The 22,227-nt window shown below is 63.7% G+C and carries 23 protein-coding genes; 18 read left to right on the top strand and 5 right to left on the bottom strand.

Features of this window, described 5'->3' with window-relative positions:
• Position 1: 1 nt before the first annotated feature.
• Both CN673_RS06005 and mutL read right to left on the bottom strand, forming a co-directional pair.
• Positions 2-226, bottom strand: a complete 225-nt coding sequence (locus CN673_RS06005; RefSeq protein ID WP_198585912.1) for a DUF2093 domain-containing protein — start codon at positions 224-226, stop codon at positions 2-4.
• A gap of 87 nt (positions 227-313) precedes the next feature.
• The gene (gene mutL / locus CN673_RS06000) at positions 314-2,104 is read right to left on the bottom strand and encodes a DNA mismatch repair endonuclease MutL (protein ID WP_099865333.1); all 1,791 of its coding nucleotides are present in this window, start codon (positions 2,102-2,104) and stop codon (positions 314-316) included.
• A gap of 170 nt (positions 2,105-2,274) precedes the next feature.
• Between mutL and CN673_RS05995 the strand changes: the two genes are divergently transcribed.
• From CN673_RS05995 to CN673_RS05965, 7 genes are all read left to right on the top strand, one after another.
• Entirely contained in the window at positions 2,275-3,240 is a 966-nt protein-coding gene (locus tag CN673_RS05995) for a metal ABC transporter solute-binding protein, Zn/Mn family (protein WP_198585911.1), read from the top strand.
• 9 nt (positions 3,241-3,249) lie between these two features.
• Positions 3,250-4,029 (top strand): metal ABC transporter ATP-binding protein, encoded by a 780-nt coding sequence (locus tag CN673_RS05990; protein ID WP_099865331.1) that lies wholly within the window; start codon positions 3,250-3,252, stop codon positions 4,027-4,029.
• Between the two features lie 4 nt (positions 4,030-4,033).
• Positions 4,034-4,981 (top strand): metal ABC transporter permease, encoded by a 948-nt coding sequence (locus tag CN673_RS05985; RefSeq protein ID WP_099865330.1) that lies wholly within the window; start codon positions 4,034-4,036, stop codon positions 4,979-4,981.
• Positions 4,981-5,892: a metal ABC transporter permease gene (locus tag CN673_RS05980; RefSeq protein WP_099865329.1), complete on the top strand. Its 912-nt coding sequence runs from the start codon at positions 4,981-4,983 to the stop codon at positions 5,890-5,892. The genes CN673_RS05985 and CN673_RS05980 overlap by 1 nt, the downstream gene beginning before the upstream one ends.
• 100 nt (positions 5,893-5,992) lie before the next feature.
• Entirely contained in the window at positions 5,993-7,255 is a 1,263-nt protein-coding gene (locus CN673_RS05975) for a glycerate kinase type-2 family protein (protein WP_099865328.1), read from the top strand.
• 147 nt (positions 7,256-7,402) lie between these two features.
• Positions 7,403-8,707: a putative bifunctional diguanylate cyclase/phosphodiesterase gene (locus CN673_RS05970; RefSeq protein ID WP_099865327.1), complete on the top strand. Its 1,305-nt coding sequence runs from the start codon at positions 7,403-7,405 to the stop codon at positions 8,705-8,707.
• An 85-nt stretch (positions 8,708-8,792) separates the two neighbouring features.
• Positions 8,793-9,641, top strand: coding sequence for a DMT family transporter (locus tag CN673_RS05965; protein WP_099865326.1), 849 nt, complete (start codon positions 8,793-8,795; stop codon positions 9,639-9,641).
• 27 nt (positions 9,642-9,668) lie between these two features.
• On the opposite strand, the gene CN673_RS05960 is transcribed toward CN673_RS05965, so the two are convergent.
• The gene (locus CN673_RS05960) at positions 9,669-10,553 is read right to left on the bottom strand and encodes an SMP-30/gluconolactonase/LRE family protein (protein ID WP_245409799.1); all 885 of its coding nucleotides are present in this window, start codon (positions 10,551-10,553) and stop codon (positions 9,669-9,671) included.
• A 3-nt stretch (positions 10,554-10,556) separates the two neighbouring features.
• Positions 10,557-12,185, bottom strand: a complete 1,629-nt coding sequence (locus CN673_RS05955) for a long-chain-fatty-acid--CoA ligase (protein ID WP_099865325.1) — start codon at positions 12,183-12,185, stop codon at positions 10,557-10,559.
• A gap of 280 nt (positions 12,186-12,465) precedes the next feature.
• On the opposite strand from CN673_RS05955, the gene CN673_RS05950 reads away from it, so the two are divergent.
• Positions 12,466-13,158, top strand: coding sequence for a LuxR family transcriptional regulator (locus CN673_RS05950; RefSeq protein ID WP_245409798.1), 693 nt, complete (start codon positions 12,466-12,468; stop codon positions 13,156-13,158).
• A 38-nt stretch (positions 13,159-13,196) separates the two neighbouring features.
• Here the strand turns inward: CN673_RS05950 and pcaQ are convergent, their stop codons facing one another.
• Positions 13,197-14,126: a pca operon transcription factor PcaQ gene (pcaQ, locus tag CN673_RS05945; protein ID WP_099865323.1), complete on the bottom strand. Its 930-nt coding sequence runs from the start codon at positions 14,124-14,126 to the stop codon at positions 13,197-13,199.
• Between the two features lie 90 nt (positions 14,127-14,216).
• Between pcaQ and pcaD the strand changes: the two genes are divergently transcribed.
• From pcaD to CN673_RS05895, 10 genes are all read left to right on the top strand, one after another.
• Positions 14,217-15,020: a 3-oxoadipate enol-lactonase gene (gene pcaD, locus CN673_RS05940; RefSeq protein ID WP_099865322.1), complete on the top strand. Its 804-nt coding sequence runs from the start codon at positions 14,217-14,219 to the stop codon at positions 15,018-15,020.
• The gene (gene pcaC / locus CN673_RS05935) at positions 15,020-15,457 is read left to right on the top strand and encodes a 4-carboxymuconolactone decarboxylase (protein WP_099865321.1); all 438 of its coding nucleotides are present in this window, start codon (positions 15,020-15,022) and stop codon (positions 15,455-15,457) included. The genes pcaD and pcaC overlap by 1 nt, the downstream gene beginning before the upstream one ends.
• 11 nt (positions 15,458-15,468) lie before the next feature.
• Complete coding sequence (pcaH, locus tag CN673_RS05930) at positions 15,469-16,209, top strand: protocatechuate 3,4-dioxygenase subunit beta (RefSeq protein ID WP_099865320.1); 741 nt, start codon at positions 15,469-15,471, stop codon at positions 16,207-16,209.
• On the top strand, positions 16,209-16,823 hold the full coding sequence (gene pcaG / locus CN673_RS05925; protein WP_099865319.1) for a protocatechuate 3,4-dioxygenase subunit alpha: 615 nt from the start codon (positions 16,209-16,211) through the stop codon (positions 16,821-16,823). The genes pcaH and pcaG overlap by 1 nt, the downstream gene beginning before the upstream one ends.
• 25 nt (positions 16,824-16,848) lie before the next feature.
• Complete coding sequence (locus tag CN673_RS05920) at positions 16,849-17,706, top strand: CoA transferase subunit A (RefSeq protein ID WP_099865318.1); 858 nt, start codon at positions 16,849-16,851, stop codon at positions 17,704-17,706.
• Positions 17,703-18,518 carry a CoA-transferase subunit beta gene (locus CN673_RS05915; protein WP_099865317.1) on the top strand — a complete coding sequence of 272 codons (816 nt, stop codon included), beginning with the start codon at positions 17,703-17,705 and terminating at the stop codon, positions 18,516-18,518. The genes CN673_RS05920 and CN673_RS05915 overlap by 4 nt, the downstream gene beginning before the upstream one ends.
• Positions 18,511-19,716 carry a 3-oxoadipyl-CoA thiolase gene (gene pcaF, locus CN673_RS05910; RefSeq protein ID WP_099865316.1) on the top strand — a complete coding sequence of 402 codons (1,206 nt, stop codon included), beginning with the start codon at positions 18,511-18,513 and terminating at the stop codon, positions 19,714-19,716. Before CN673_RS05915 ends, pcaF begins: the two co-directional genes overlap by 8 nt.
• 20 nt (positions 19,717-19,736) lie before the next feature.
• Positions 19,737-20,801 carry a 3-carboxy-cis,cis-muconate cycloisomerase gene (locus tag CN673_RS05905; RefSeq protein WP_099865315.1) on the top strand — a complete coding sequence of 355 codons (1,065 nt, stop codon included), beginning with the start codon at positions 19,737-19,739 and terminating at the stop codon, positions 20,799-20,801.
• Positions 20,802-20,836: 35 nt separating this feature from the next.
• Positions 20,837-21,319, top strand: coding sequence for a tRNA (N6-threonylcarbamoyladenosine(37)-N6)-methyltransferase TrmO (gene tsaA / locus CN673_RS05900; protein WP_099865314.1), 483 nt, complete (start codon positions 20,837-20,839; stop codon positions 21,317-21,319).
• Positions 21,320-21,403: 84 nt separating this feature from the next.
• The gene (locus CN673_RS05895) at positions 21,404-22,222 is read left to right on the top strand and encodes a class I SAM-dependent methyltransferase (protein ID WP_099865313.1); all 819 of its coding nucleotides are present in this window, start codon (positions 21,404-21,406) and stop codon (positions 22,220-22,222) included.
• Positions 22,223-22,227 lie beyond the last annotated feature (5 nt).

Below are 22,227 nucleotides of genomic sequence, written 5' to 3'. Positions count from 1 at the left end.
TTCAGGCGCGGCGAAAGGTTCCGGCGCGCTCTTCGGCCTCGACGGATGCGACGACGTCGACATAGGCCTCTTGGCGCGCAACGCTCCAATATTTCAGTTCGTCGAGGGGGATCTGCGCGCCGGTCACGGCGCAAACGACATGCGAGCCCGGCACCAGGACCTGGAAATCGCCATCGAGGTAGCGCAGCTTTGCGGGTCTCGCACCCGAGCCTTCGAACCGGTTCATCACGTCGTCATCTCTTTGCTGGCAGTCATCTTGCAACGGGATATAGCAATCCATCCCTAACGGCGACAACAGGCCGGCGCAAGAAGTCTACCGCCGCCCGAACAGGCGTTCGATGTCGGAAAGGCTGAGCTCCACATAGGTCGGTCGCCCATGGTTGCATTGCCCGGATCCGGGCGTCGCCTCCATCTGCCGCAAGAGAGCGTTCATTTCCTCGGGCCGCAAACTGCGTCCCGATCGCACGGAGCCGTAGCACGCCATGGTCGCGGCGACGTGCTCCAGCTTGGCCATCAGTCCCGAGGGATCGTCCCACTCGGCGATCGTGTCGGCGAGATCGCGGACCAGCGCCGATGCATCGATCTCGCCGAGCATCGCAGGGGTCTCTCTAACCGCAATCGCACCTGGCCCGAAGCGCTCCAGAACGAGGCCGAGCCTGGCGAACCCGTCTGCATGCGCCGCGAGCCGATCGCAATCGTCTTCCGGCAGATCCACGATTTCCGGGATCAGCAGCACCTGTGAGGCGAGGCGATCGGTATCAAGCGCCTTGCGCAAGGCTTCGAACACGAGCCTCTCATGCGCCGCATGCTGATCGACGATGACGAGCCCTTCATTGGTCTGCGAAACGATGTAGTTCGCGTGCACCTGCGCCCGCGCCGCGCCCAGCCTGCGGCCGGTGACGGCCGAATCCTCGCAGGGCGGAACCGTGCGCGCCGACGGCGTGAAATGATCAAAGCCGCTTTGTCCCGGTTCGGAAAAGCCGCCTTGGTCTTGATCCAGCGGCCGGGACGGCGAGCGCGTGATGTCGTAATCGCCGGCGCCCTCATGGCGGGGCCGCCAGACCGGCTCTGCGCGGGCATAGGCGTGCAGGGTGGCGGCGGCCGTCGTCGACGCGCGGTCTCCCTCACGCGCCAGCGCCTCGCGGATCGCGCCGACGATGAGGCCGCGCACGAGCCCGGGATCGCGAAAGCGCACATCGGCTTTCGCGGGGTGCACGTTGACGTCGACCAGTGCGGGATCGAGCGTGATGTTCAACACCGCCACCGGGTAGCGCCCGCGTGGCATGGTCTCGGCATACGCGCCGCGCAGGGCCGACCAGATCAGCTTGTCTTGCACCGGGCGGCCGTTGACATAGGCGAACTGGTGCAGCGAGTTGCCGCGATTGAATGTCGGAACGCCGGCGTGGCCATCGAGCGCAACTCCCTCGCGAAGCGCGTCCAGCACAATGGCGTTGTCACGAAAGTCGCGGCCGAGGACCTGGGCGATCCGTGCCAGCCGATCGTCGCCCGTGGCGGGAAGCTCAAGGGTGGATCGGTCGCTCCCGCTGACGACGAAGCGGATATGCGGAAAGGCCAGGGCGATGCGTTTAACCACCTCTGTCAGCGCCGCGGCTTCGGCCTTTTCGCTCTTGAGGAACTTGAGACGGGCCGGCGTGGCGAAAAACAGGTCGCGGACTTCGGCAAGGGTTCCAGGGTTTCCCGCCGCCGGCCGGACCCCGGCAGTGGCACCGCCCTCCACCGCGATTTCGAACCCCGTCTTCTCCCCGCGCAGCCGGCTGACAATGCGCATGCGCGAGACCGACCCGATCGACGGCAACGCCTCTCCGCGAAAACCGAGCGAGCGGATGTCGTCGAGATGATCGACGATCTTGGAGGTGCAGTGGCGCCGCACCGCCAGTTCCAGATCCTCCACTCCCATCCCCTGGCCGTCGTCGGTGACGCGCAACAGGGTCTTGCCGCCGCCCGCGGTGGCAATTTCGATGCGCCGGGCGCCGGCGTCGATGGCATTCTCGATCAACTCTTTCGCGACGCTCGCCGGGCGCTCGATGACTTCACCGGCGGCAATCTGGTTGATCAGCGTTTCTGGCAGGAGGCGGATGGTCATCGGTTCATTCTCCCGGATTCGAGGTCGACGCAAAAGAGGTGCGGCGCAACCATCCTCAGCCGATTGCGATGCTTTTTTGCAATTGCAAATGATTTGCAATTGAAACTAGCGGCGGACTGCTCTATCTGTTGGCCATGATGATGAGAAGCTCGACTGCTAGGCGAGTATGGATGAGCCTGACCGGCTTGGTGCTTCTGGCCGTCGGCACCTTTGCTGCATTCAGCGCAGGTTCGGCTCCGGCGCGCGCCGAAGACAAACCTCTGCAAATCGTTGCCACCGTGTCGATGATCGGGGACGCCGTTTCCCGCGTTGCGGGTGACAGGGCCGAGGTGCGAACCTTGATGGGGGAAGGTGTCGACCCGCATCTTTACCGGCAGACGCAGGCCGATATCGCTGCGATGGTCCGCGCGGACGTGGTGTTCTGGAACGGACTTTATCTTGAAGCGCAGCTCGAGGAATTCCTGGAGCGCCTGGCGCGGCAGAAGCCTGTGATCGCACTGGGTGAGGCGGTGCCGGTCGGCGAACGGATCGCGAGCGTTGCCTATCCCGATCGGTTCGATCCCCACATCTGGATGGACCCGACGTTGTTTCGCCATGTGATCGAGGCGGCTCGCGATGCGTTGATCGACCTCGATCCGGAAGGCGCCTCGATCTATACGGCGAATGCCGATGACTATCTTGGCGAGCTCGACGGCTTGCGCAGCTATGCGAAGGATGCGTTGGCAAGCGTATCCAGGGATCGGCGCGTGCTGGTCACCGCGCATGATGCATTCGGCTATTTCGGTCGTGCCTATGATTTCGAAGTTGTCGGCGTCCAGGGACTGTCCACCGAGAGCGAGGCCGGGCTTCAGCAGATCGACAGGCTGGTCGACCTGATCGTCGAGCGCGAGATCACCTCGATCTTCGTCGAAAGTTCGGTGTCGGAGCGCAATGTCCGCGCCCTGATCGAAGGGGCGGCGGCGCGCGGCCATGAGGTGACGATCGGAGGGCAGCTGTTTTCCGATGCCATGGGGCCGGCGGGCACATACCAGGGGACCTATCTCGGCATGATCGATGCCAATGTGACCACCATCACCCGCGCGCTTGGCGGAATGGCGCCGGAAGGCGGCATGGCGGGCCGTCTGGTGGAAAGCTGAGTTCTTTCGATGTTGAACCGTCTCACCGCAAAGGCTGCAACGACCGACGCGTTGACAATATCCGGGCTTTCCGTCGCCTATGGCGACAAACCGGCGTTGAACGCCGTCGATGCGCGATTTTCCGCTGGTGCGATGAGCGCCATCGTCGGGCCGAATGGGGCTGGGAAATCCACGCTGCTGAAGGCGGCGATGGGCATGATCCCGAGCATCGACGGCACCGTCCGTTTTCTTGGCGAGCCGTTGTCTGCCGTCCGCCGCCGCGTCGCGTATGTCCCGCAGCGCCTGAGTGTCGACTGGGATTTTCCCGCGACCGTGATCGACGTCGTCCTGATGGGGCTCTACGGACGGCTCGGCGCGTTTGCCTGGATCGGCCAAAAGGAGCGGCAGGAAGCGCTGGCCTGCCTTAAGGAGGTCGATCTCGATGATCTGGCCGACCGGCAGATCGGCCAGCTGTCCGGTGGACAGCAGCAGCGGGTTTTCATCGCGCGGGCCCTGGCCCAGAACGCCGACCTCCTGATCCTCGACGAACCGCTCGCCGGCGTCGATGCGGCAACCGAGCGGCTGATCGTGGCTCTCCTGCGACGGCTGGCAGGCGAGGGACGTGCCGTCATTGCCGTCCATCACGATCTGTCGACGGTGCGTGAATATTACGACGACGTGCTGATCCTCAATGGCGCGACGATCGCCAACGGCTCCGTCGAGGCGGCTTTCACCGAGGCCAACCTGGCGCGGGCCTATGGGGGCCGGTTGACAGCTGGTCCGTTGGCACCAACTGGCGCCAGGGCCTGAGATCATGGATGTGACGGCCTTCATCGACGCATTGACGTTTCAGGCCGGCTACAACACCGCGATCGTCGCGATCGGCGCCATATTTCTTGGCTGGGCGGGCGGAACGGTGGGTACCTTCTTGCTGTTGCGGCGTCGCTCGCTCGTCTCAGACGCGCTGAGCCATGCCACACTGCCGGGTGTGGCGATCGCCTTCCTCATCATGGCAGCGGCTGGCGGAACCGGCCGCTACCTCCCTGGCCTTCTGCTGGGTGCCGCAGCGAGCGCGCTTGCCGGTCTGGCCGTCGTCGAGTGGTTGACACGCCGTACCCGCCTTCACGCCGACGCCGCCATAGGGGCGGTGCTTTCCTCCTTTTTCGGTCTCGGCGTCGTGCTCTTGACGGTGATTCAGTCCGCGCAGATCGGCCAACAGGCCGGCATCGGGAGCTTCCTGCTCGGGTCTACGTCGGGAATGCTACGCTCCGAAGCGATCACACTGGCGGCACTGGCCGCGCTCTGCGCGCTGACCGTTGTCTTTCTCCGACGCACCTTGACGCTCGTTGCGTTCGACGAGACCTTCGCCGCAACGACCGGCGTCTCGATCCGCCGTGCCGATCTCGCCTTGATGCTGCTCGTACTGGCGGTCACGGTCACCGGCCTTCGGGTGGTCGGCTTGGTGCTTGTGATCGCGCTCGTCATCATTCCCCCCGTCGCCGCCCGCTTCTGGACCGAGCGCGTGGGGCGAATGATGGTGATCAGCGGTATCATCGGCGCGGCGTCGGGTTTTCTGGGCACGGCGCTGTCTGCTTCCATTCCCGATCTCCCGACCGGACCGATCATCGTTCTCGTTGCCGCCACGGCCTTTCTGGTTTCGATGCTGCTGGCACCGGCACGCGGCGTCTTTGCGAACCTGCGGCGCGCGCGCCGTTATGCCCGCGCATTCCGTGCAGGCCTCGCCAGCGGCGAGGGGGCGTGATGGCGCTCTATCTCGGCTTGACGCTCGTTCCGATCCTCATCGGCAGCCTGGCCGCCGTGTCCTGCGCGCTGCTCGGCAACTTCCTCGTGCTGCGCCGCCAGAGCCTGATGGGCGATGCGATCAGCCACGTCGTCCTCCCAGGAATCGTTGCCGCATTCGTCCTGACAGGCTCCATGTCCGCGATACCCATGTTGCTCGGCGCCGCTGCGGCAGCGCTTCTGGCGGCAGCCATGATCGAGATCGTGCGCGTCTACGGCAAGGTAGAACCGGGCGCTGCCATGGGTGTCGTCTTCACCGCGCTTTTTGCGTTCGGTATCGTGTTGTTGGAGCAGACCGATACCGGATCAATCCATTTCGACGTCGAGCACGCGCTTTATGGCAACCTGGAAAGCCTGGTCTGGCTCGCTGGCATCGAGTGGGCCGCATTGATCGACCCCATCGCCCTTTCCGACATCCCGCCGCAATTGCCGAGGTTGGCGATGGCGTTGGTGGTCGTCGTCGGATTTCTTGCCGTGGCATGGCGCCCGCTCGTCATTTCGACCTTCGATCCGACCTTCGCCGCTGCGGCGGGCGTGCCCGTGCGGCTGGTCAATGCGGGTCTGATCATCCTCGTCGCCATGGTGTCGGTGACCGCATTCGAGGCCGTCGGCGCCATCATTGCCATTGCCATGCTGATCTGTCCGCCCGCTGCTGCGCGCATGATGACGGATCGGCTTCTGCCCCAGATCGCATGGAGCGTGGCTTTCGCAATTCTTGCGGCCGCGGGCGGGTATGTGGCTGCTGGCGCTGGCGTGGCGCTGTTCGTGGAGGGGGTTGCGGTCAGCGCCGCGGGCATGATCGCGACGGTCGCCGGTGTGACACTGTTGCTGGCCGCCGCTTTTGGCCCCAGGCGCAAAGGTGCGAAAGCCTGAAGCTGCTTCAAGCCGCGCCTTGCAACCAGATGGTTCCCATCGTGCAATCGGCGCGATAGGTTGCACCCCGACGTGCCAACCATCATTTCGGAACAAGCCCTTGAACGACGCTCGCAGCCTGTTGATCGACCTTTTTAACGTGGGAGTCGAATCGGCCGATCCTGCCGTGTGCGTTCCACCGCTTCTGCCGGAGCCTCCGACTGGGCGGACCATCGTCGTGGCGGCCGGCAAGGCCGCGGCCTCCATGGCGCGCGCCGTCGAGACCCATTGGGCCGGCCCGCTCGAGGGCATCGCCGTCACGCGTTATGGCCACGGGGTGGATTGCGGACGTATCGAAGTCATCGAGGCGGCGCATCCGGTCCCCGACGATCGCGGCGAGGTTGCCGCTGCAAGGCTCCTGAGAACGGTGTCGGGTCTCGGCGAAGAGGATCTGGTGCTCTGCCTGATCTCCGGCGGAGGGTCGGCGCTTCTCGGCCTTGCGGCCGATGGCCTCAGTCTTGCCGACAAGAAGGCGGTCAACAAGCAGCTCCTGGCCAGCGGTGCGCCGATCGGCGCGATGAATACGGTGCGCAAGCATCTGTCGGCCATCAAGGGCGGACGGCTTGCCGAGGCGGCCCATCCGGCCCGTGTCATCACCATCGGCATTTCCGACGTGCCGGGCGACGATCCCTCGGTCATTGCATCCGGGCCGACCGTGCCCGATGCGACAACGCTGGCCGATGCCCGCGCCATCGTTGAGCGTTACCGCATCGACCTCCCGGACCACGTGCGTGCGCATCTCGACCGGCCTGATGCGGAAACGCCCAAACCGGGCGATCCGGTCTTCGAGCGGACGTCCTTTCACATGGCTTCGCGGCCCGCTGACATGGTGGAGGCCGTTGCCGCCGAGGCGCGGCATCGCGGATTCGAGGTGATATCCCTTGGCGCGGATATAGAGGGCGAAGCACGCGAGGTCGGTGTCGAGCACGCCCGGTATGCAAGGCGGATCGCCGAGGAGCGTCATGCTGGCGCCGTGCCGCTTCTCATCGTCTCCGGAGGAGAAACCACCGTCACGCTCAAGGGAGAAGGCGGACGCGGCGGGCGCAACACAGAGTACCTGCTCGCACTTGGCCTCGCCCTGGATGGTGATCCGCGCATTCATGCTCTGGCGTGCGACACCGATGGCATTGACGGGGTGGAGGACAATGCCGGCGCGGTGCTCGATCCTCAAACCCTTGCCCGTGCCCGCGATAGCGGCCTCGACCCGGCCGAGCGTCTGGAAGCCAACGATGCCTATCGCGTCTTTGAATCGTCGGGCGATCTCATCGTCACCGGCCCGACGCTGACCAACGTCAACGACCTGCGACTGATCCTCATCGCTTGATCTGCCGATGCCTCGGATGCGGTCATCCGCACTAGCCAAATCTTAATAAAGCCCGCGCATGGTGGGTCTTTCAGCCATTGGCATCAGGCAGGCAACAGAGTGTCGATGAGGGAATTTGGCGCGCCTCAAACGCCAGCATCGTTGGAAATGACGCACACCGATGCCCTGACTGGCCTCGGCAATCGCCGGCGCATGAGGGAGAAGGTCGAGAACCTGGCCGACGAGCGCGCCGTCGACCCGGCGCCGTTCACCATCGGGATTGCCAACCTGGATGGCTTCAAGCCGATCAACCATCTCTTCGGGCGCGATGCCGGCGACAATATCCTCAGCCAGGTGGCCCATCGCTTGCGCGCATGCATGCCCAATGGCGCCACGGTCGTGCGGCTCGACAATGACGGATTTGGTTTCGTCCTTCCGCTGATCTTCGACGCGCGCAACGCCGAACGTCTGGCGCGCATGCTGAAGGATGTACTGTCCGCTCCATTCGACCTCGGCGGCCGGACCGTGCGTCTGACAGCCTGCCTCGGCTTCGCCGTCTATCCCTTTGCCGGCGAGACGTTCGATGCGTTGATGGACAGTGCCGACACCGCGCTCTACCGTGCCAAGCGCCGGGGCCGAGGGCAGATACTCGTCTATTCCAAGGAGATCGCCGACGAGTTTCGCCGGGCGACCGAACTGGAACAGGCTTTGCGCCGGGCCATCATGGCGGATGAGATCGACACGCACTTCCAGCCCATCGTAAGGCTGGCGGATGGCGCCATCGTCGGGTTCGAGGCGCTCGCAAGATGGAATGATCCCGACCTCGGTTTCGTGCCACCGAACGTGTTCATAACGCTCGCTGAAGAGCGCGGTTTCATCGACATGCTGAGCGAGGTGCTGCTGAAGAAGGCGGCCGCCGCGGCGATGCAATGGCCGGACGCGCTTTATCTCTCGTTCAATCTGTCTTCCGCCCAGCTGGTCGATCCGACGACGAGCGTCAATATCCTTTCCATCATCAATCGTGTCGGTCTGAATCCGCGCCGTCTGGAGCTTGAGATCACCGAAACGGCGATGATGAGCGACCCGGAAATGGCGCAGCGCATCATCGACGATCTGCGGGTGGTGGGCATCCGCATTTCGCTCGACGATTTCGGGACCGGGCAGTCGAGCCTCGGCCGACTGCGCGATTTTTCGTTCGACAAGGTCAAGGTCGACCGCGCCTTCGTCTCCGAGATCACGCGCGATCGTCCGTCCGAGCATATCGTCAAGGCGATCCTGGCAATGTGCGACGGCCTGGACCTGCACGTCATCGCCGAAGGGATTGAAGGTCGCGAGCAGGCCGCCAAGCTGGTCGAGCTCGGCTGCGCTCTCGGTCAGGGCTATCACTACGGCCGGCCGATGACGGCATCGGCCGCATTGCGTCTGCTGGAGTCGCTGGCACCCGAAGATCAGCAACGCGAACAGCGCGCCTGAGGCGCAACCCCGACGAAAGTGTCGACACCGATCGGTTGATGCCGGGCATGGAGCGGATAAGCTGGCTCACCCTCAAGGATTTGCCATGCCGCTCGCCGTATCACTGACGACAATCGCGATGGTCGCGTTTGCAGCGAACTCGTTGCTGGCACGCCTGGCATTGGTGGATGGCGCGATGGATGCGGCTGGCTTCACCGCTATCCGTCTTGGCTCTGGCGCGCTCGTTCTCGCGCTGCTTTTGCTGCGCCGGAGAAAAATTCGGCCGGTTGGCGTGATGCCGGGCAACTGGCCATCGTCCGTGGCGCTGCTGGTCTATGCGGTTGCCTTTTCCTTTGCCTATCTCGACCTTGGCGCCGGAATGGGAGCCTTGATCCTGTTCACCGCGGTTCAGGCAACGATGATCAGTTGGGGGTTGTATCGCGGCGAGCGGCCGGGCCTTGCGGAGATCGCCGGCATGGTCCTGGCGCTTGCCGGTTTCGTTTACCTGGTGTCGCCGGGTCTCGTCGCACCCGACCCCTTGGCGGCGGTGCTGATGGTGGCGTCGGGGATAGCGTGGGGCATCTACTCGCTGCGCGGGCGCGGCAGCGACGATCCGGCCGGTGACACGGCAGGCAACTTTATTCGCACGGCACCAGTCGCGCTCGTGCTTCTGCTGGGATCTGTCGCCGCAGGCGGCATGACCCTTTCCGGAATTGCCTTGTCCGTAGCCTCCGGCGCGCTCGCGTCCGCTGGCGGCTACATCATATGGTATCGCGCCTTGCCGATGCTCGCGGCGACGAAGGCGGCGATCGTTCAGCTGACCGTGCCGGTCGTCACGGCGGTTGGCGGGCTTGTCTTCATCGGGGAGCAACCCTCCATGCAACTGGCGGTAGCCGGCTGCGTCATTCTCGGTGGCGTGGCTTTGGCGATTCTGGCAAAGGATCGGCGAAAATAGGCTTGTCCGTGTAAAGGTGAAGGGGCTCTACAGCCGCACCCGCGGCGCGTGTTGGCCTTCGACGGGATGGTCCAGAAGGAATGTCCGGCCCGCTCCCGGTTCGCCCTGCAATGCCTTGGCGTCGAGACCTTGCATTGCGGAGGTGACAATCAGCCGATCTGCGTCTCTTCCCACGAACGCAGGGCATGACGGCTGGCTCGCCGGGACGGGCAGAGAGGCCAGGTGCCGGCCATGCGGATCGTAGGCGCTGATGCAATGTCCGCCCCAGCGTGCGCACCATAATGCACCGTACCGGTCCACAACCGCACCATCGGGCGCGCCGGCATCATGTCCGGGTTTCAGAAAGACCTGTGGTGCCCCGAGAGGCAGTCCGGTTTCCGGGTCCAGTTCTGCTCGGAAGATCGTGTCGATCTGCGTATCGGCGAAGTAGCCGATCCGGCCGTCGGGCGAGAAACAGATGGCGTTGGGAATCCCGATCTCGGGAAACAGAAGCCGTATCTCACCGTCCCGATACCAATAGATGGCGCCGGCCTTTTTTTCGGCGCGCTTGCCCATGGTGCCGATCCAGAGCGCGCCTGACGGATGGACGCGACCATCGTTGGAGCGGGTCGTATGGTTGTCCGCTTCGAGGGCGATGTGAAGCGTCAGGCGGCCGCTCTCGCGATCGCGAAGATAAAGGCCATCTTCCGCCGCCAGCAATTGCCGTTTGTCGTCGACGCTCGCCAGGACGCTGGCCATGAAGGGCAGATCGTGGGTTCGCTGGCGATTGTCGGCAAAGCTGTGCTCGATCAGCTTCTTCCCGACGATGTCGAACCAGTAGGCCGTATCGGTGTCCGGATCGTATGTCGGGCCTTCGCCGAGGACATGGCGGTCCCCGGCAAGCGCCACGGCGCTCATGTCGTCTGCCTGCATCGCTCAAGCAGCCTCGAACCGATAGGCTTTCAGTTGCTCTCTCAGCGTCGTCTTCTGGATCTTTCCGGTTGCCGTGTGCGGAATTTCGTCGACGAAGACGACATCGTCCGGCAGCCACCACTTCGCCACCTTGTCCTCCATGAAGGCGAGGATGGACTCCTTCGTCGGCTCCCGGCCATCCTTGCGGACGATGACGAGAAGGGGGCGTTCGTCCCATTTGGGATGCGCGATTCCGATCACGGCTGCTTCCGCGACGTCTGGGTGGCCGACGGCTAGGTTTTCAAGGTCGATCGTCGAAATCCATTCGCCGCCGGACTTGATGACGTCCTTGGCCCGGTCGGTGATCTGCAGATAGCCATGGGCGTCCACATGCCCGACATCGCCGGTGTCGAACCAGAGCTCCTCGTCGAATTGCTCGGCGCCGCGGCCCTTGTAATAGGCGGATGAAACTGCCGGTCCGCGCACCTTGAGGCGGCCGAAGGTCTTTCCGTCCCACGGCAGTTCGTGCTCTTCGTCATCAACGATCTTCATCTCGACGGTGAAGGGCGGGTGTCCTTGCTTGACCTGGATATCCAGCTTTTCCTCACCGGCAAGATGCGCGTATTCGGGCTTGATCGAGCAGACGGTTCCAAGTGGGCTCATCTCCGTCATGCCCCAGGCGTGCATCACCGTCACATCGTACTTTTCCTGAAATGCCTTCGTAATCGCACGCGGGCAGGCCGAACCGCCGATGACCACGCGCTCAAGGTCGGGGAGGGCGCCGTTTTCCTTGTCGAGGTGCTGCAGCAGCATCAGCCAGACCGTCGGCACGGCTGCGGTGATCGTCACCCTTTCACCCGTCAGCATCTCGAAGATCGATTTTCCGTCCATTCCGGCGCCCGGCATGATCATCGACGTACCGGCCATCGGGGCCGAGAAGGCGGTCGACCAGGCGTTGGCGTGGAACATCGGCACCACGGGCATCAACCGGTCGCGCGCAGCAAGGCCCAGCATGTCGGGTTGCAGCGCCATCATCGCATGCAGGACGTTGGAACGATGGGAATAGACGACGCCCTTCGGATCGCCGGTCGTGCCGGACGTGTAGCACATGCCGGCGGCCGTCTTCTCGTCGAACGTCTTCCAGGCGAAATCGTCGTCGGCTTCGGCAAGCCAGTCCTCGTAGGCAACGACATTTGCCGGCAGGTCGTCCGGCATGTGTGCCGCGTCGGTCAGCACGATGATCTTTTCCAGACTTGCCACCTTCGGCGCAATCGCCTTGACGATCGGCAGGAACGTCAGGTCAACGAACAGGATCTTGTCTTCCGCATCGTTCATGATCCAGGCGATCTGGTCGGGAAAGAGACGCGGGTTGAGCGTGTGGTAGACCGCGCCGATTCCGAGAATCCCGTACCAGACCTCCAGGTGGCGCCAGGTGTTCCAGGCCATCGTGGCGACGCGGTCGCCAAGCACGGCGCCGTCCATTTCGAGCCGCTTCGAAAGCCTGAGCGCGCGATTGCGCACATCCCTGTAGTTTGTCCGGTGAATGCCGCCCTCGACCGATCGCGATACCACCTCGCGCGCGCCATGGTATTGCGCCGCGTGGTCGATGACCTTGTGGCAAAGAAGCGGCCAGTCCTGCATCAGTCCAAGCATAGTCGTCCTCCTCCTGCGCGTGGCAATCCCCTCCAGAACGCCACGCTTGTTCTGGTGGCGAGTATGATCACAGCGAACAAGCCAGGAAAAGGCCTGCGTTCTTCGACCAAGGTTGTTGTTGCCCGCCTCATCCCCTCCACAAGTCTGACGCGAAGCTGCTTGTGGCGCCGGGAATGCTCGGATAGAAGCGAAGAAGGGCGCGAAAGCGCCGGTTTAGCGGGGTATTTCCTGCCCGGCGCCGACGCGATCGCAGAAAGACCAGCAAGGGATACGCCGTCTATTGGCCGAAATTGAAACACTGAACTCGCAGTTTGAAGTGTTTCGGTACCTGAAAGCAGCAGCGGAACGCTTCGGCTACCGCAGTTTCCTCGTGCTGCGCCTGCCTTCGCCCACCTCTTTTGACCTGAATGAAAACTCAGTTATCACCAATTGGGCTGCCGAGTTTCTGGCAGCCTATGACCGGATGCAATTGTTCAGGGACTGCCCGGCCGTCGGTCGCATGCGCCATTCCATCGTCCCGTTCGACTTCACGTTCGCCTCGATCGCCGAGGGCCAGACGCCGGGGCGGGTCGAACCGGCACGAGCACTCTTTGCCGAGTATGGCTTCGTCACCGGCGCATGCTTTCCCGTCAGCGATGCCAAAGGCGTGCGCGGCGCGCTGATCCTGGCGGGCGATCGACCTGCGCTCGATCCGCGGGAACTGGCCGAACTGACGCTGCTTTCCGTCAGGATTTATCAGCGCCTCGTCGAGGTGACCGCGACGGAACGTCGGCAGGAACAGCCTTTGACCGAACGGGAGCTCGACTGCCTGACATGGACGGCCGCGGGCAAGACCAGTGCCGACATCGCGGCGATCCTCTCGCTGTCGGAGCACACCGTGAACCACTATCTCAACCGCGCCGCACGAAAACTCGATACGGTCAATCGCACCCAGGCTGTCGCCAAGGCCTTGCGTCAGGGGCTGATCACCTGAGGCGCGTCTCCGCGGTTCCCGCGGCGGGCTGAGACGGCCTAATCGGCCGAGCCGGCGGAAGCCGTGCGGGCGGTGGCGCGGATCGATTGCATGAAGATGGCGAGCGGAAGGGGTTGCTCGCTGCCGGCGCGGGTGGTCAGTCCGACCGAGCCAACGGTCTCGGACGTGTCGATCGGCAGGATGTTCACGCGCCCGTCGCGAATGTCGTTGGCCACCGCGCCTTCGGAAATGATCCAGATGCCGTCATGGGCCCGGATATAGGCGCGGCCGAAAGCGTCCGAGACCGTCTCGATCTGGATTGGAAGCTCGGCGATGCCATTGGAGACCAGGAAGCGGTCGACGAAGGGGCGGATGACGGCGGATGGCGTCGGCATCAAGATCGTGTAGTCGCGCAACTCGTCGAGCGAGAAATGCGGCTTCTTCAGCAGCGGATGCCCGGACCTGACCGCGAAGACGACATTCTCGGAATAAAGCGGCTCGAAGGACAGGCCCATCATCGCTTCTGGCGGTGCCAGACGACCGACGACGAGATCGAGTTCTCCGAGCCGCAACTGTTCGAGAAGCACGCTGTTGTCGCCGGTCACCACTTTGATCGGGCTACCGGTGCCCTCCTTGAGAAACTGGGCGACCGCTTCGGGCATGATCCGCGCGGAGACGGTTGGCAGCGCGCCGATGCGTATTGGCGGCCCCTCCGATCGCAAGGCCTGCTGGATTGAGTCGACCCCCTGGCGCAGGGACGTGACCGATGCGCCCGCATGGCGCAGAAAGACTTCGCCGAACCGCGAGATGCGAATCCCGCGACCGTCCTTTTCGAACAGGCGCACGCCGAGCGCCGTTTCCAGTTCACGAATGGTCCGCGTGACCGCCGGCTGAGAGAGCGACAGCACCTCCGCCGCCTTGCTGACGCTGCGCTGGCGGGCTACCTCAAGAAAGGTCTGAAGATGCCGAAACTTGATCGCTTGATCCATCGCATACCAAAACAGTTATGAGTTCGCGCGAGAATATCATTTTACCATAGCCGCACAATTTGCTTTTTGGCGCCCAGGGAGTTGGTGAGCATGCAATTCGAGAAAATCAACGGCGTAACGCTGCACTATCAGCTGATCGGTGCGCCGGAGGGCAAGCCGGTCGTCGTCTTTGCCAATTCGCTGGGGACGGACTTCCGGATCTGGCGCGATGTCATCGTGCGCCTGGTCGGAGAGTTTGCCGTCATTCTCTACGACAAGCGGGGCCACGGGCTTTCCGATACCGGCGCGACGCCCTATTCGATCGACGACCATGTCGATGACCTTGCAGGCCTGCTCGATCATCTGCGCGTGCGCAACGCGGTCGTCTGCGGCCTGTCCATCGGCGGCCTCATCGCTCAGGGGCTCTACCACAAGCGTCCTGAGCTGGTGCGCGCGCTCGTCCTTTGCGACACCGCCCACAAGATCGGCACGGCAGAGATGTGGGACGCCCGCATTCGCGCGATCTATGAGGAAGGCATCGAGTCGATCGCCGACATGATCCTCGAACGCTGGTTCACCGTGGACTATCGCAAGCCGGACAATCCCGAGTTCGTTGGCTACCGCAACATGCTGATCCGCTCGCCGCGCGACGGCTATACCGCGACCTGCGCTGCGATTCGTGACGCCGACTTCACCGAATCGGCGAAATTGATCGACGTACCGACGATGTGCGTCGTGGGAACGGAGGATGGATCGACCCCGCCGGAACTGGTGGGAGAGCTGTCGCGCCTCATACCGGGCGCGCTCTATCAGGAAATTCCAGGCTCCGGCCATTTGCCGTGCATCGAGCAGCCTGTCGTCCTGACGGATGCGATCAAGCTGTTCATCGAGAAGCTGAAGTCGGAAGGCAAGTGATGACCGGTTCAACGCGCCACGAACAGGGTAGCCAGCAGCAGGGCTGTCACGGGCAGGGCCGTCATGAGCAGGGAATGACCACGCGGCGCGCGGTTCTGGGCGATGCCCATGTCGATCGTGCTGAAGCGGCCAAGACTGATTTCGACGTTCCGTTTCAGGAGATGATCACCGAGGCGGCGTGGGGCCATGTCTGGTCGCGGCCGGATTGGACGAAGCGCGAGCGCTCGATCGTCACGATCGCGCTGCTGGCGGCGCTCGGCCATGACGACGAGGTTGCCATGCACGTGCGGGCCACGGCAAACACCGGCGCCACGCCCGACGATATCCGGGAGGCGCTGATGCATGTGGCGATCTATGCCGGGGTTCCCGCCGCCAATCACGCGATCAAGATCGCCAAGAAGACCCTCGAGGAGATGGCCGCCGAAAGGTCGGCCTGAGGAGCCAAGACATGTCGAACCGCAAACCCGAGACCGGCGCATTCTTCCAGCGCGACCGCGCCTGGCAGCCGGATGCCTATACGCCATGGTACAAGACGAGCGTCCTGCGCTCGCCGGAAAAGGCGCTGCTTTCGCTCGGCAATACACTTTCGGAAATGACTGGTCCCGTGTTCGGCCATGATCTTCTAGGGGAGCTCGACGACGATCTCATCCACAATTTCGCAAAGCCTGGCGAAAGCGCCATCGGGCCGCGCATCATCGTCCATGGCCGCATTCTGGACGAGCGCGGCAAGGGGGTTGCGGGCGCATTGCTGGAATTCTGGCAGGCCAATGCGGGTGGCCGGTATCGCCACAAGAAGGAAGGTTACGTCGCCGCGCTCGACCCCAATTTCGGCGGCTGCGGACGCACCATCACCGATGAGGACGGCTATTATTCCTTCCGCACCATCAGGCCGGGGCCGTATCCCTGGCCGAATGGCGTCAATGACTGGCGCCCGGCCCATATCCACTTCTCGGTCTTCGGGCATGGCTTCGCCCAGCGCCTGATCACGCAGATGTATTTCGAGGGCGATCCGCTCATCCCGCTCTGTCCGATCATCAAGACGATCAGCGATCCGGCGGCGATCGATCAGCTGATCGCGCCGCTCGACATGGCGAACACCATTCCGATGGATGCCAGCGCCTACAAGTTCGACATCGTCCTGCGCGGCCGTCGCTCCACGATGTTCGAGAACCGGATGGAGGGAAACTGATGCCGCAGCAGCTGATCCAATTCAAGGAATCCGCCTCGCAGACCGCCGGCCCTTACGTCCACATCGGTTGCACGCCGAATTTCGCCGAGATCTCCGGGGTCTACGAGGAGGACCTGGGAACGCGCATGCTGATCGGCGACGCCAAGGGTGAGCGTCTGACCATCAAGGGCCGTATCCTTGATGGCACGGGGACGCCGCTCAAGGATGCGCTGGTCGAGATCTGGCAGGCCGACAGCAAAGGGCTCTATAATTCGCCATCGGAGATGCGCGGTTCGTCCGACCCGCATTTCACGGGCTTCGGGCGCTGTGCCACCGACATGGCAAGCGGTGAATTCAGCTTCGAGACCGTCAAGCCGGGAAGGGTGCCTTTTCCCGATGGCCGCCTCATGGCGCCGCACGTGACCTTCTGGATTGTCGCGCGCGGCATCAATATCGGGCTGCACACCCGGATGTATTTCTCCGACGAGGCAGGCGCGAACGGTGAGGACCCGGTTCTCGCCCGCATCGAGCACCGCCACCGCGTCGACACCCTGATCGGCAAGCGCGAGGGCGATGTCGTGACATTCGACATCCACCTTCAGGGCGACAACGAAACCGTCTTTTTCGATATCTGACAGACGAAAGCAGGAAGAACGATCCATGGCGAAGTTCCAGGATTTGAAAACCGCCGTCGCCGAAAATCTGCATGACGGCGATACGGTTGCATTCGAGGGGTTCACCCATCTGATCCCCCACGCCGCGGCGCATGAGGCGATCCGCCAGGGCCGCCGTGACCTGACGCTGATCCGCATGACGCCTGACGTCGTCTATGATCAGATGATCGGCATGGGCATGGCGAAGAAACTGGTCTTCTCCTACGCCGGCAATCCGGGTGTTGGTCTTCTGCGCCGTCTGCGCGACGCCGTTGAGAACGGATGGCCGAACCGGCCGGAGGTCGAGGAGCACAGCCATGCCGCAATGGCCAATGCCTATGGAGCCGGCGCGGCGGGACTGCCCTGCGCCATCTTCCGCGGCTATCTTGGCGCCGGTCTTGAGGCGGTGAACGCGAATATCAAGCGCGTGGCCTGTCCCTTCACCGGCGAGATGCTCGCCGCGGTTCCGTCCGTGCGTCCCGATGTCAGCTTCGTTCACGCACAAAAGGCCGATCGCAAGGGCAACGTGCTTGTCGAGGGGATCATCGGGATCCAGAAGGAAGCCGTACTGGCCGCCAAACGGGCCGTCGTGACGGTCGAGGAAATCGTCGACGATTTCGACGACGTTCACGCCAACGCCTGCATTCTGCCGCGCTGGACCATCACGGCGGTGTGCGAGGTGCCGGGCGGCGCCCATCCGTCCTATGCCCATGGCTACTACGAACGCGACAACAAGAGTTACCTCGAGTGGGACAAGGTCGCTGCCGATCGCGAGACGTTCAAGGCCTGGATGAAGGAGCACGTGCTTGATGCGAAGCCGGAAGATTTCGCCGATCGCGTTGCACATCTGAGGAGCGTGGCATGAGTGAGCTTGGCTTCACCCCCAACGAGATGATGACGATCGCTGCCGCCCGCGCGCTGAAGAACGACGACGTCTGCTTCGTCGGCATCGGCGCGCCGTCGGCGGCCTGCAATGTGGCACGGCTCACGCATGCGCCCGACATCACCCTCATCTACGAATCCGGCACGATCGGCACGGCGCCTGACGTGTTGCCGTTGTCGATCGGTGACGGCGAATTGTGCGACACGGCGGTCACCACCGTTTCGGTTCCCGAGATGTTTCGCTACTGGCTGCAGGGCGGTCGCGTGACCATCGGCTTTCTCGGCGCGGCCCAGCTTGACCGTTTTGGCAACATCAACACCACCGTGATCGGCGACTATGATGCGCCGAAGACACGCTTGCCGGGCGGCGGCGGCGCCCCGGAGATCGCGTCGTCATCCGGTGAAGTCTATATCACCATGAAGCAGTCCAAGCGCGGCATGGTCGACAAGATCGACTTCTTCACCTCGTTCGGACACGGAAACGGCGGCAGTGACCGGCAGGATCTCGGGATCACGACAAAGGGTCCGACCCTTCTGATCACCGACCTGGCCATCTGGCGGCCGGATCAGGAGACGAAGGAATTCACCGTCGTCTCGATGCATCCGGGCGTCACGCGCGATGACGTTCAGGAGACCTGTGGCTGGCCGGTGAAGTTCGCCGAGATGGTCGAGCAAACGCCGGCGCCGAGCGACGAGGAACTGACCACGCTGCGCGATCTGCAGGCCCGCACCAAGGCGGCCCACGAAGGCAGTGGTCGCGGCAAGAACCAATTCGGGAGTCAGCGTGATGGCTGAAGCTTATATCTGCGACTACATTCGAACACCAATCGGACGCTTCGCCGGCGCTCTGTCGTCCGTCAGGGCCGATGATCTGGGCGCGATTCCCCTGAAGGCGCTGATGGAGCGCAACGCCTCCGTCGACTGGGCGGCCGTCGAAGAAGTCATTTTCGGCTGTGCCAATCAGGCCGGCGAAGACAACCGCAACGTGGCGCGCATGTCGTCGCTGCTCGCCGGGTTGCCTGTTTCCGTTCCCGGCACCACGATGAACCGCCTTTGCGGCTCCGGCATGGACGCCGTCATCACCGCGGCGCGCGCCATCAGGGCGGGCGAAGCCGACCTGGCGATAGCCGGTGGCGTTGAATCCATGTCGCGCGCGCCGTTCGTCATGCCCAAGGCAGAAACGGCGTTCTCTCGCAACAATGCGGTCTACGACACCACCATCGGCTGGCGCTTCGTCAATCCGCTGATGAAGAAGCAGTATGGCGTCGATTCCATGCCGGAGACCGGCGAGAATGTGGCCGAAGACTGGAAGGTCTCGCGCGAAGACCAGGACCTCTTCGCCGTCCGCTCCCAGCAGAAGGCCGGCCGCGCCATGGACAGCGGGCGTCTCGCCAAGGAGATCACGCCGGTCACGATCCCCCAGCGCAAGAAGGACCCGCTGGTTGTCGATCGGGACGAGCATCCGCGTCCGCAAACGACGCTTGAGGCACTCGCCAAGCTGCCGACGCCGTTCCGTGAGGGTGGCACGGTGACCGCCGGAAATGCGTCAGGCGTCAACGACGGCGCCGCCGCGCTGATCGTCGCTTCCGAAGCGGCGGCCAAGAAGCATGGTCTGACGCCGATCGCCCGCATCCTGGGCGGCGCTACGGCCGGCGTCGAGCCACGCGTCATGGGTTTCGGCCCGGCGCCTGCCGCCAAGCGGCTTTTTTCCCGCCTCGGGCTTTCCGCTGCGGATTTCGACGTGATCGAACTCAATGAAGCCTTTGCCTCCCAAGGGCTGGCCACGATGCGCGACCTCGGCATTGCCGATGACGATGACCGGGTGAACGTGAATGGCGGTGCCATTGCGCTCGGCCATCCGCTCGGCATGTCCGGGGCGCGCATCACCGGCACGGCCGCACTGGAGCTTGCCGAGCGGCAGGCAAGGCGTGCACTATCGATGATGTGCATCGGCGTCGGTCAGGGAATCGCGATCGCCCTGGAGCGCGTCTGATCGGGGAAGAAGGGTAGGGCATGTCGGTATCGCTGTTCGAGCATCCAGTCCTTGCCGCCCATTTCGGCGATGAGGCGATCGCGGCTCATTTCCGGATCGAGGCCGAGATATCGACGATGCTCACCTTCGAGATGGCGCTGGCCGAGGCCGAGGCGCATGAAGGGCTGATCGCGCCGGAAGCGGCCGTCGCGATCGTCAAGGCGTGCGAAACCTTCGAACCGGATTTTTCGGCACTGCGAGAGGGCGCCGCGCGCGACGGTCTCATCGTGCCCGAATTGATCCGCGAGCTGCGCAAGACCGTTCCCGCTCCACATGCCGACCACCTGCATTTCGGCGCCACCAGTCAGGACGTCATCGATACCAGCCTGGTGCTTCGCCTCAAGATGGTGATTCCGATGCTGACGGCACGGCTGGAAAACCTGATCGCCTCGCTGCAGGATCTCGATGAGCGGTTCTCCGACAACGAACTTGTCGGCCGCACACGTATGCAGGCGGCCATGCCCATCCCGGTAGGCGCACGCCTGCGCGCCTGGCTCCTGCCGATCTCCCGCGCGCTCGACGAACTGGAAGACGTCGGGCCGGAACTGCTGCAGCTCCAGTTCGGCGGCGGCGCCGGCACGCTCGACAAACTCGGAGAGAACGCCACCGGCGTCGCAATGCGGCTTGGCTTCTTGCTCGATCTGGAGGTCCCCCGGTCCAACTGGCACAGCCAGCGCGATGGCGTTGCCAGGTTCGCCAACTGGCTTTCGCTCGTCACCGGTGCTCTCGGCAAGATCGGCCAGGACATCGCGCTGATGGCGCAGAACGAGATCGGCGAGATCGCCATGACCGGCGGCGGTGGCTCATCGGCCATGCCGCACAAGCAGAACCCCGTTCGAGCCGAAACGCTGGTCGCGCTCGCCCGCTTCAACGCCACGCAGCTGTCCGGTATGCACCAGGCGTTGATCCACGAGCAGGAGCGTTCCGGTGCGGCATGGGCGCTGGAGTGGATGATCCTTCCCCAGATGGTTGTCGCCACCGGCGCAGCGACCCGCCTGGCGATCGAGCTTCTGGACAGTGTCGAGAGCATCGGCGTGACGCAATGACGGTCCTGCCGCTTCTCTAGTCGAGGATAGCGATCATGAGTGGGCAAGCGTCCAGCGATACGGACATCCGCGAGGGCGAGGTCGCCGCGCAGTTGCCGCCTGCATTCGATGCGTCCGTCTATTTCATCGGCCGCATTCGCACACCGTTCGCGACCCGCGCCGATTGTCCCAGGCGCGGCGACCCTGAGGGCGGGCCGGAATGCCGGATCGAGGTCGATCCGCGCTTTGCCGATGCGTTGACCGGTCTTGATCGCTACGACGATATCGCGGTGCTTTACTGGATGAACGAGGCGCGGCGTGACCTTCTGCTTCAAAATCCGAAGCATGACGGTCGGCTGGCCGGCACCTTCGCACTGCGCTCACCCGTTCGACCCAACCCGATCGCCCTGTCCATCGTGCGCATGCTCGGCATTGACGGCCCGGTTCTGCGCGTGCGCGGCCTCGATTGCGTCGACGGCACGCCACTGATCGACATCAAGCCGGAATTCACCGGCGGCCGCAAGCCGTGCGACCAATAGCTACGGGCCTTGCGGCATCAAAGACCGTTTGACCGCTCGAAGCATCGGCACTATCGCTCGGCCACCAACTGACCGAGGGAACCGATGAGCACGAACGGGTTCGATGAAGACGCTCTGGCAGAAGCCTATAACCGCGGGCTGGAGCTGGAGAAGGCCGGCAGAAACGAGGAGGCCGCTGTCTGCTATCGTCAGGCGCTGAAACTCGATCCGGCCGACCATGGCGGCGCTGCCGTCCGATTGGCCGCGATGGGGCTCGGCGAGGTGCCGGACAAGGCGCCCGATGCCTACGTCATGACGCTGTTCGATCAGCATGCGGAGGTCTTCGACAGCGTGCTCGTCGACCAGCTCGGCTATTCGGTCCCGGCGATGCTGGCTGAACTGTTGCCTGCGCTGCTGCCGGAGGGGGTTCAGCGCCTGCTTGATCTCGGCTGCGGCACGGGCCTTGTGGGCGAAGCACTCTATGAGATGGTCGATCATGCAACCGGCGTCGACCTGGCGGAGAAAATGATCGAGCTCGCCGACGAGCGCGAGGCTTACGACGAGCTCTATGTTGCGGAGGTCGTGCATTTCCTTGAGGAAAACGAGGAGCTTGCGTTTGATCTCATCGTGGCTGCGGACGTTCTGCCCTACATGGGCCGGCTCGAGTCGTTTTTTGCCGGCGTCGCGAAGAATGCCTCCGCCGGTGCGCTGACCGCGTTTTCAAGCGAGACGCTGCCGGGCGCTGTTCTCGGCGGCCGCGACTTCATGGTCGGCCCGAACCAACGATTTGCCCATGCGCTCGACTACATCGACCGGCTGCTGGTCGAGAACGGCTTCGAGCGGCTGATTGCCGAGCCGATAACGGTGCGCCGCGAGCAGGACCAGCCGGTGCCCGGCCACCTTGTGGTTGCGCGCAAGCTGTAAAGACC

The sequence above is a fragment of the Neopararhizobium haloflavum genome, assembly GCF_002750855.1.
GTDB classification, from domain to species: Bacteria; Pseudomonadota; Alphaproteobacteria; order Rhizobiales; family Rhizobiaceae; genus Georhizobium; species Georhizobium haloflavum.
Note: the sequence above shows the minus strand (reverse complement) of the source record. Positions and strands in the feature narration are given on the sequence as shown.

Bases quoted from the DNA above. Each gene is read 5' to 3' on its own strand.
- CN673_RS05985 (WP_099865330.1), top strand. From the start codon at position 4,034: ATGGATGTGACGGCCTTCATCGACGCATTGACGTTTCAGGCCGGCTAC.
- mutL (WP_099865333.1), bottom strand. From the start codon at position 2,104: ATGACCATCCGCCTCCTGCCAGAAACGCTGATCAACCAGATTGCCGCC.
- pcaG (WP_099865319.1), top strand. From the start codon at position 16,209: ATGCCGCAGCAGCTGATCCAATTCAAGGAATCCGCCTCGCAGACCGCC.
- CN673_RS05895 (WP_099865313.1), top strand. From the start codon at position 21,404: ATGAGCACGAACGGGTTCGATGAAGACGCTCTGGCAGAAGCCTATAAC.
- CN673_RS05970 (WP_099865327.1), top strand. From the start codon at position 7,403: ATGACGCACACCGATGCCCTGACTGGCCTCGGCAATCGCCGGCGCATG.
- CN673_RS05960 (WP_245409799.1), bottom strand. From the start codon at position 10,553: ATGCAGGCAGACGACATGAGCGCCGTGGCGCTTGCCGGGGACCGCCAT.
- CN673_RS05955 (WP_099865325.1), bottom strand. From the start codon at position 12,185: ATGCTTGGACTGATGCAGGACTGGCCGCTTCTTTGCCACAAGGTCATC.
- pcaD (WP_099865322.1), top strand. From the start codon at position 14,217: ATGCAATTCGAGAAAATCAACGGCGTAACGCTGCACTATCAGCTGATC.
- CN673_RS05990 (WP_099865331.1), top strand. From the start codon at position 3,250: ATGTTGAACCGTCTCACCGCAAAGGCTGCAACGACCGACGCGTTGACA.
- CN673_RS05980 (WP_099865329.1), top strand. From the start codon at position 4,981: ATGGCGCTCTATCTCGGCTTGACGCTCGTTCCGATCCTCATCGGCAGC.
- pcaC (WP_099865321.1), top strand. From the start codon at position 15,020: ATGACCGGTTCAACGCGCCACGAACAGGGTAGCCAGCAGCAGGGCTGT.
- tsaA (WP_099865314.1), top strand. From the start codon at position 20,837: ATGAGTGGGCAAGCGTCCAGCGATACGGACATCCGCGAGGGCGAGGTC.
- pcaF (WP_099865316.1), top strand. From the start codon at position 18,511: ATGGCTGAAGCTTATATCTGCGACTACATTCGAACACCAATCGGACGC.
- CN673_RS05995 (WP_198585911.1), top strand. From the start codon at position 2,275: ATGAGCCTGACCGGCTTGGTGCTTCTGGCCGTCGGCACCTTTGCTGCA.
- CN673_RS05965 (WP_099865326.1), top strand. From the start codon at position 8,793: ATGCCGCTCGCCGTATCACTGACGACAATCGCGATGGTCGCGTTTGCA.
- CN673_RS06005 (WP_198585912.1), bottom strand. From the start codon at position 226: ATGAACCGGTTCGAAGGCTCGGGTGCGAGACCCGCAAAGCTGCGCTAC.
- CN673_RS05915 (WP_099865317.1), top strand. From the start codon at position 17,703: ATGAGTGAGCTTGGCTTCACCCCCAACGAGATGATGACGATCGCTGCC.
- pcaH (WP_099865320.1), top strand. From the start codon at position 15,469: ATGTCGAACCGCAAACCCGAGACCGGCGCATTCTTCCAGCGCGACCGC.
- CN673_RS05905 (WP_099865315.1), top strand. From the start codon at position 19,737: ATGTCGGTATCGCTGTTCGAGCATCCAGTCCTTGCCGCCCATTTCGGC.
- pcaQ (WP_099865323.1), bottom strand. From the start codon at position 14,126: ATGGATCAAGCGATCAAGTTTCGGCATCTTCAGACCTTTCTTGAGGTA.
- CN673_RS05920 (WP_099865318.1), top strand. From the start codon at position 16,849: ATGGCGAAGTTCCAGGATTTGAAAACCGCCGTCGCCGAAAATCTGCAT.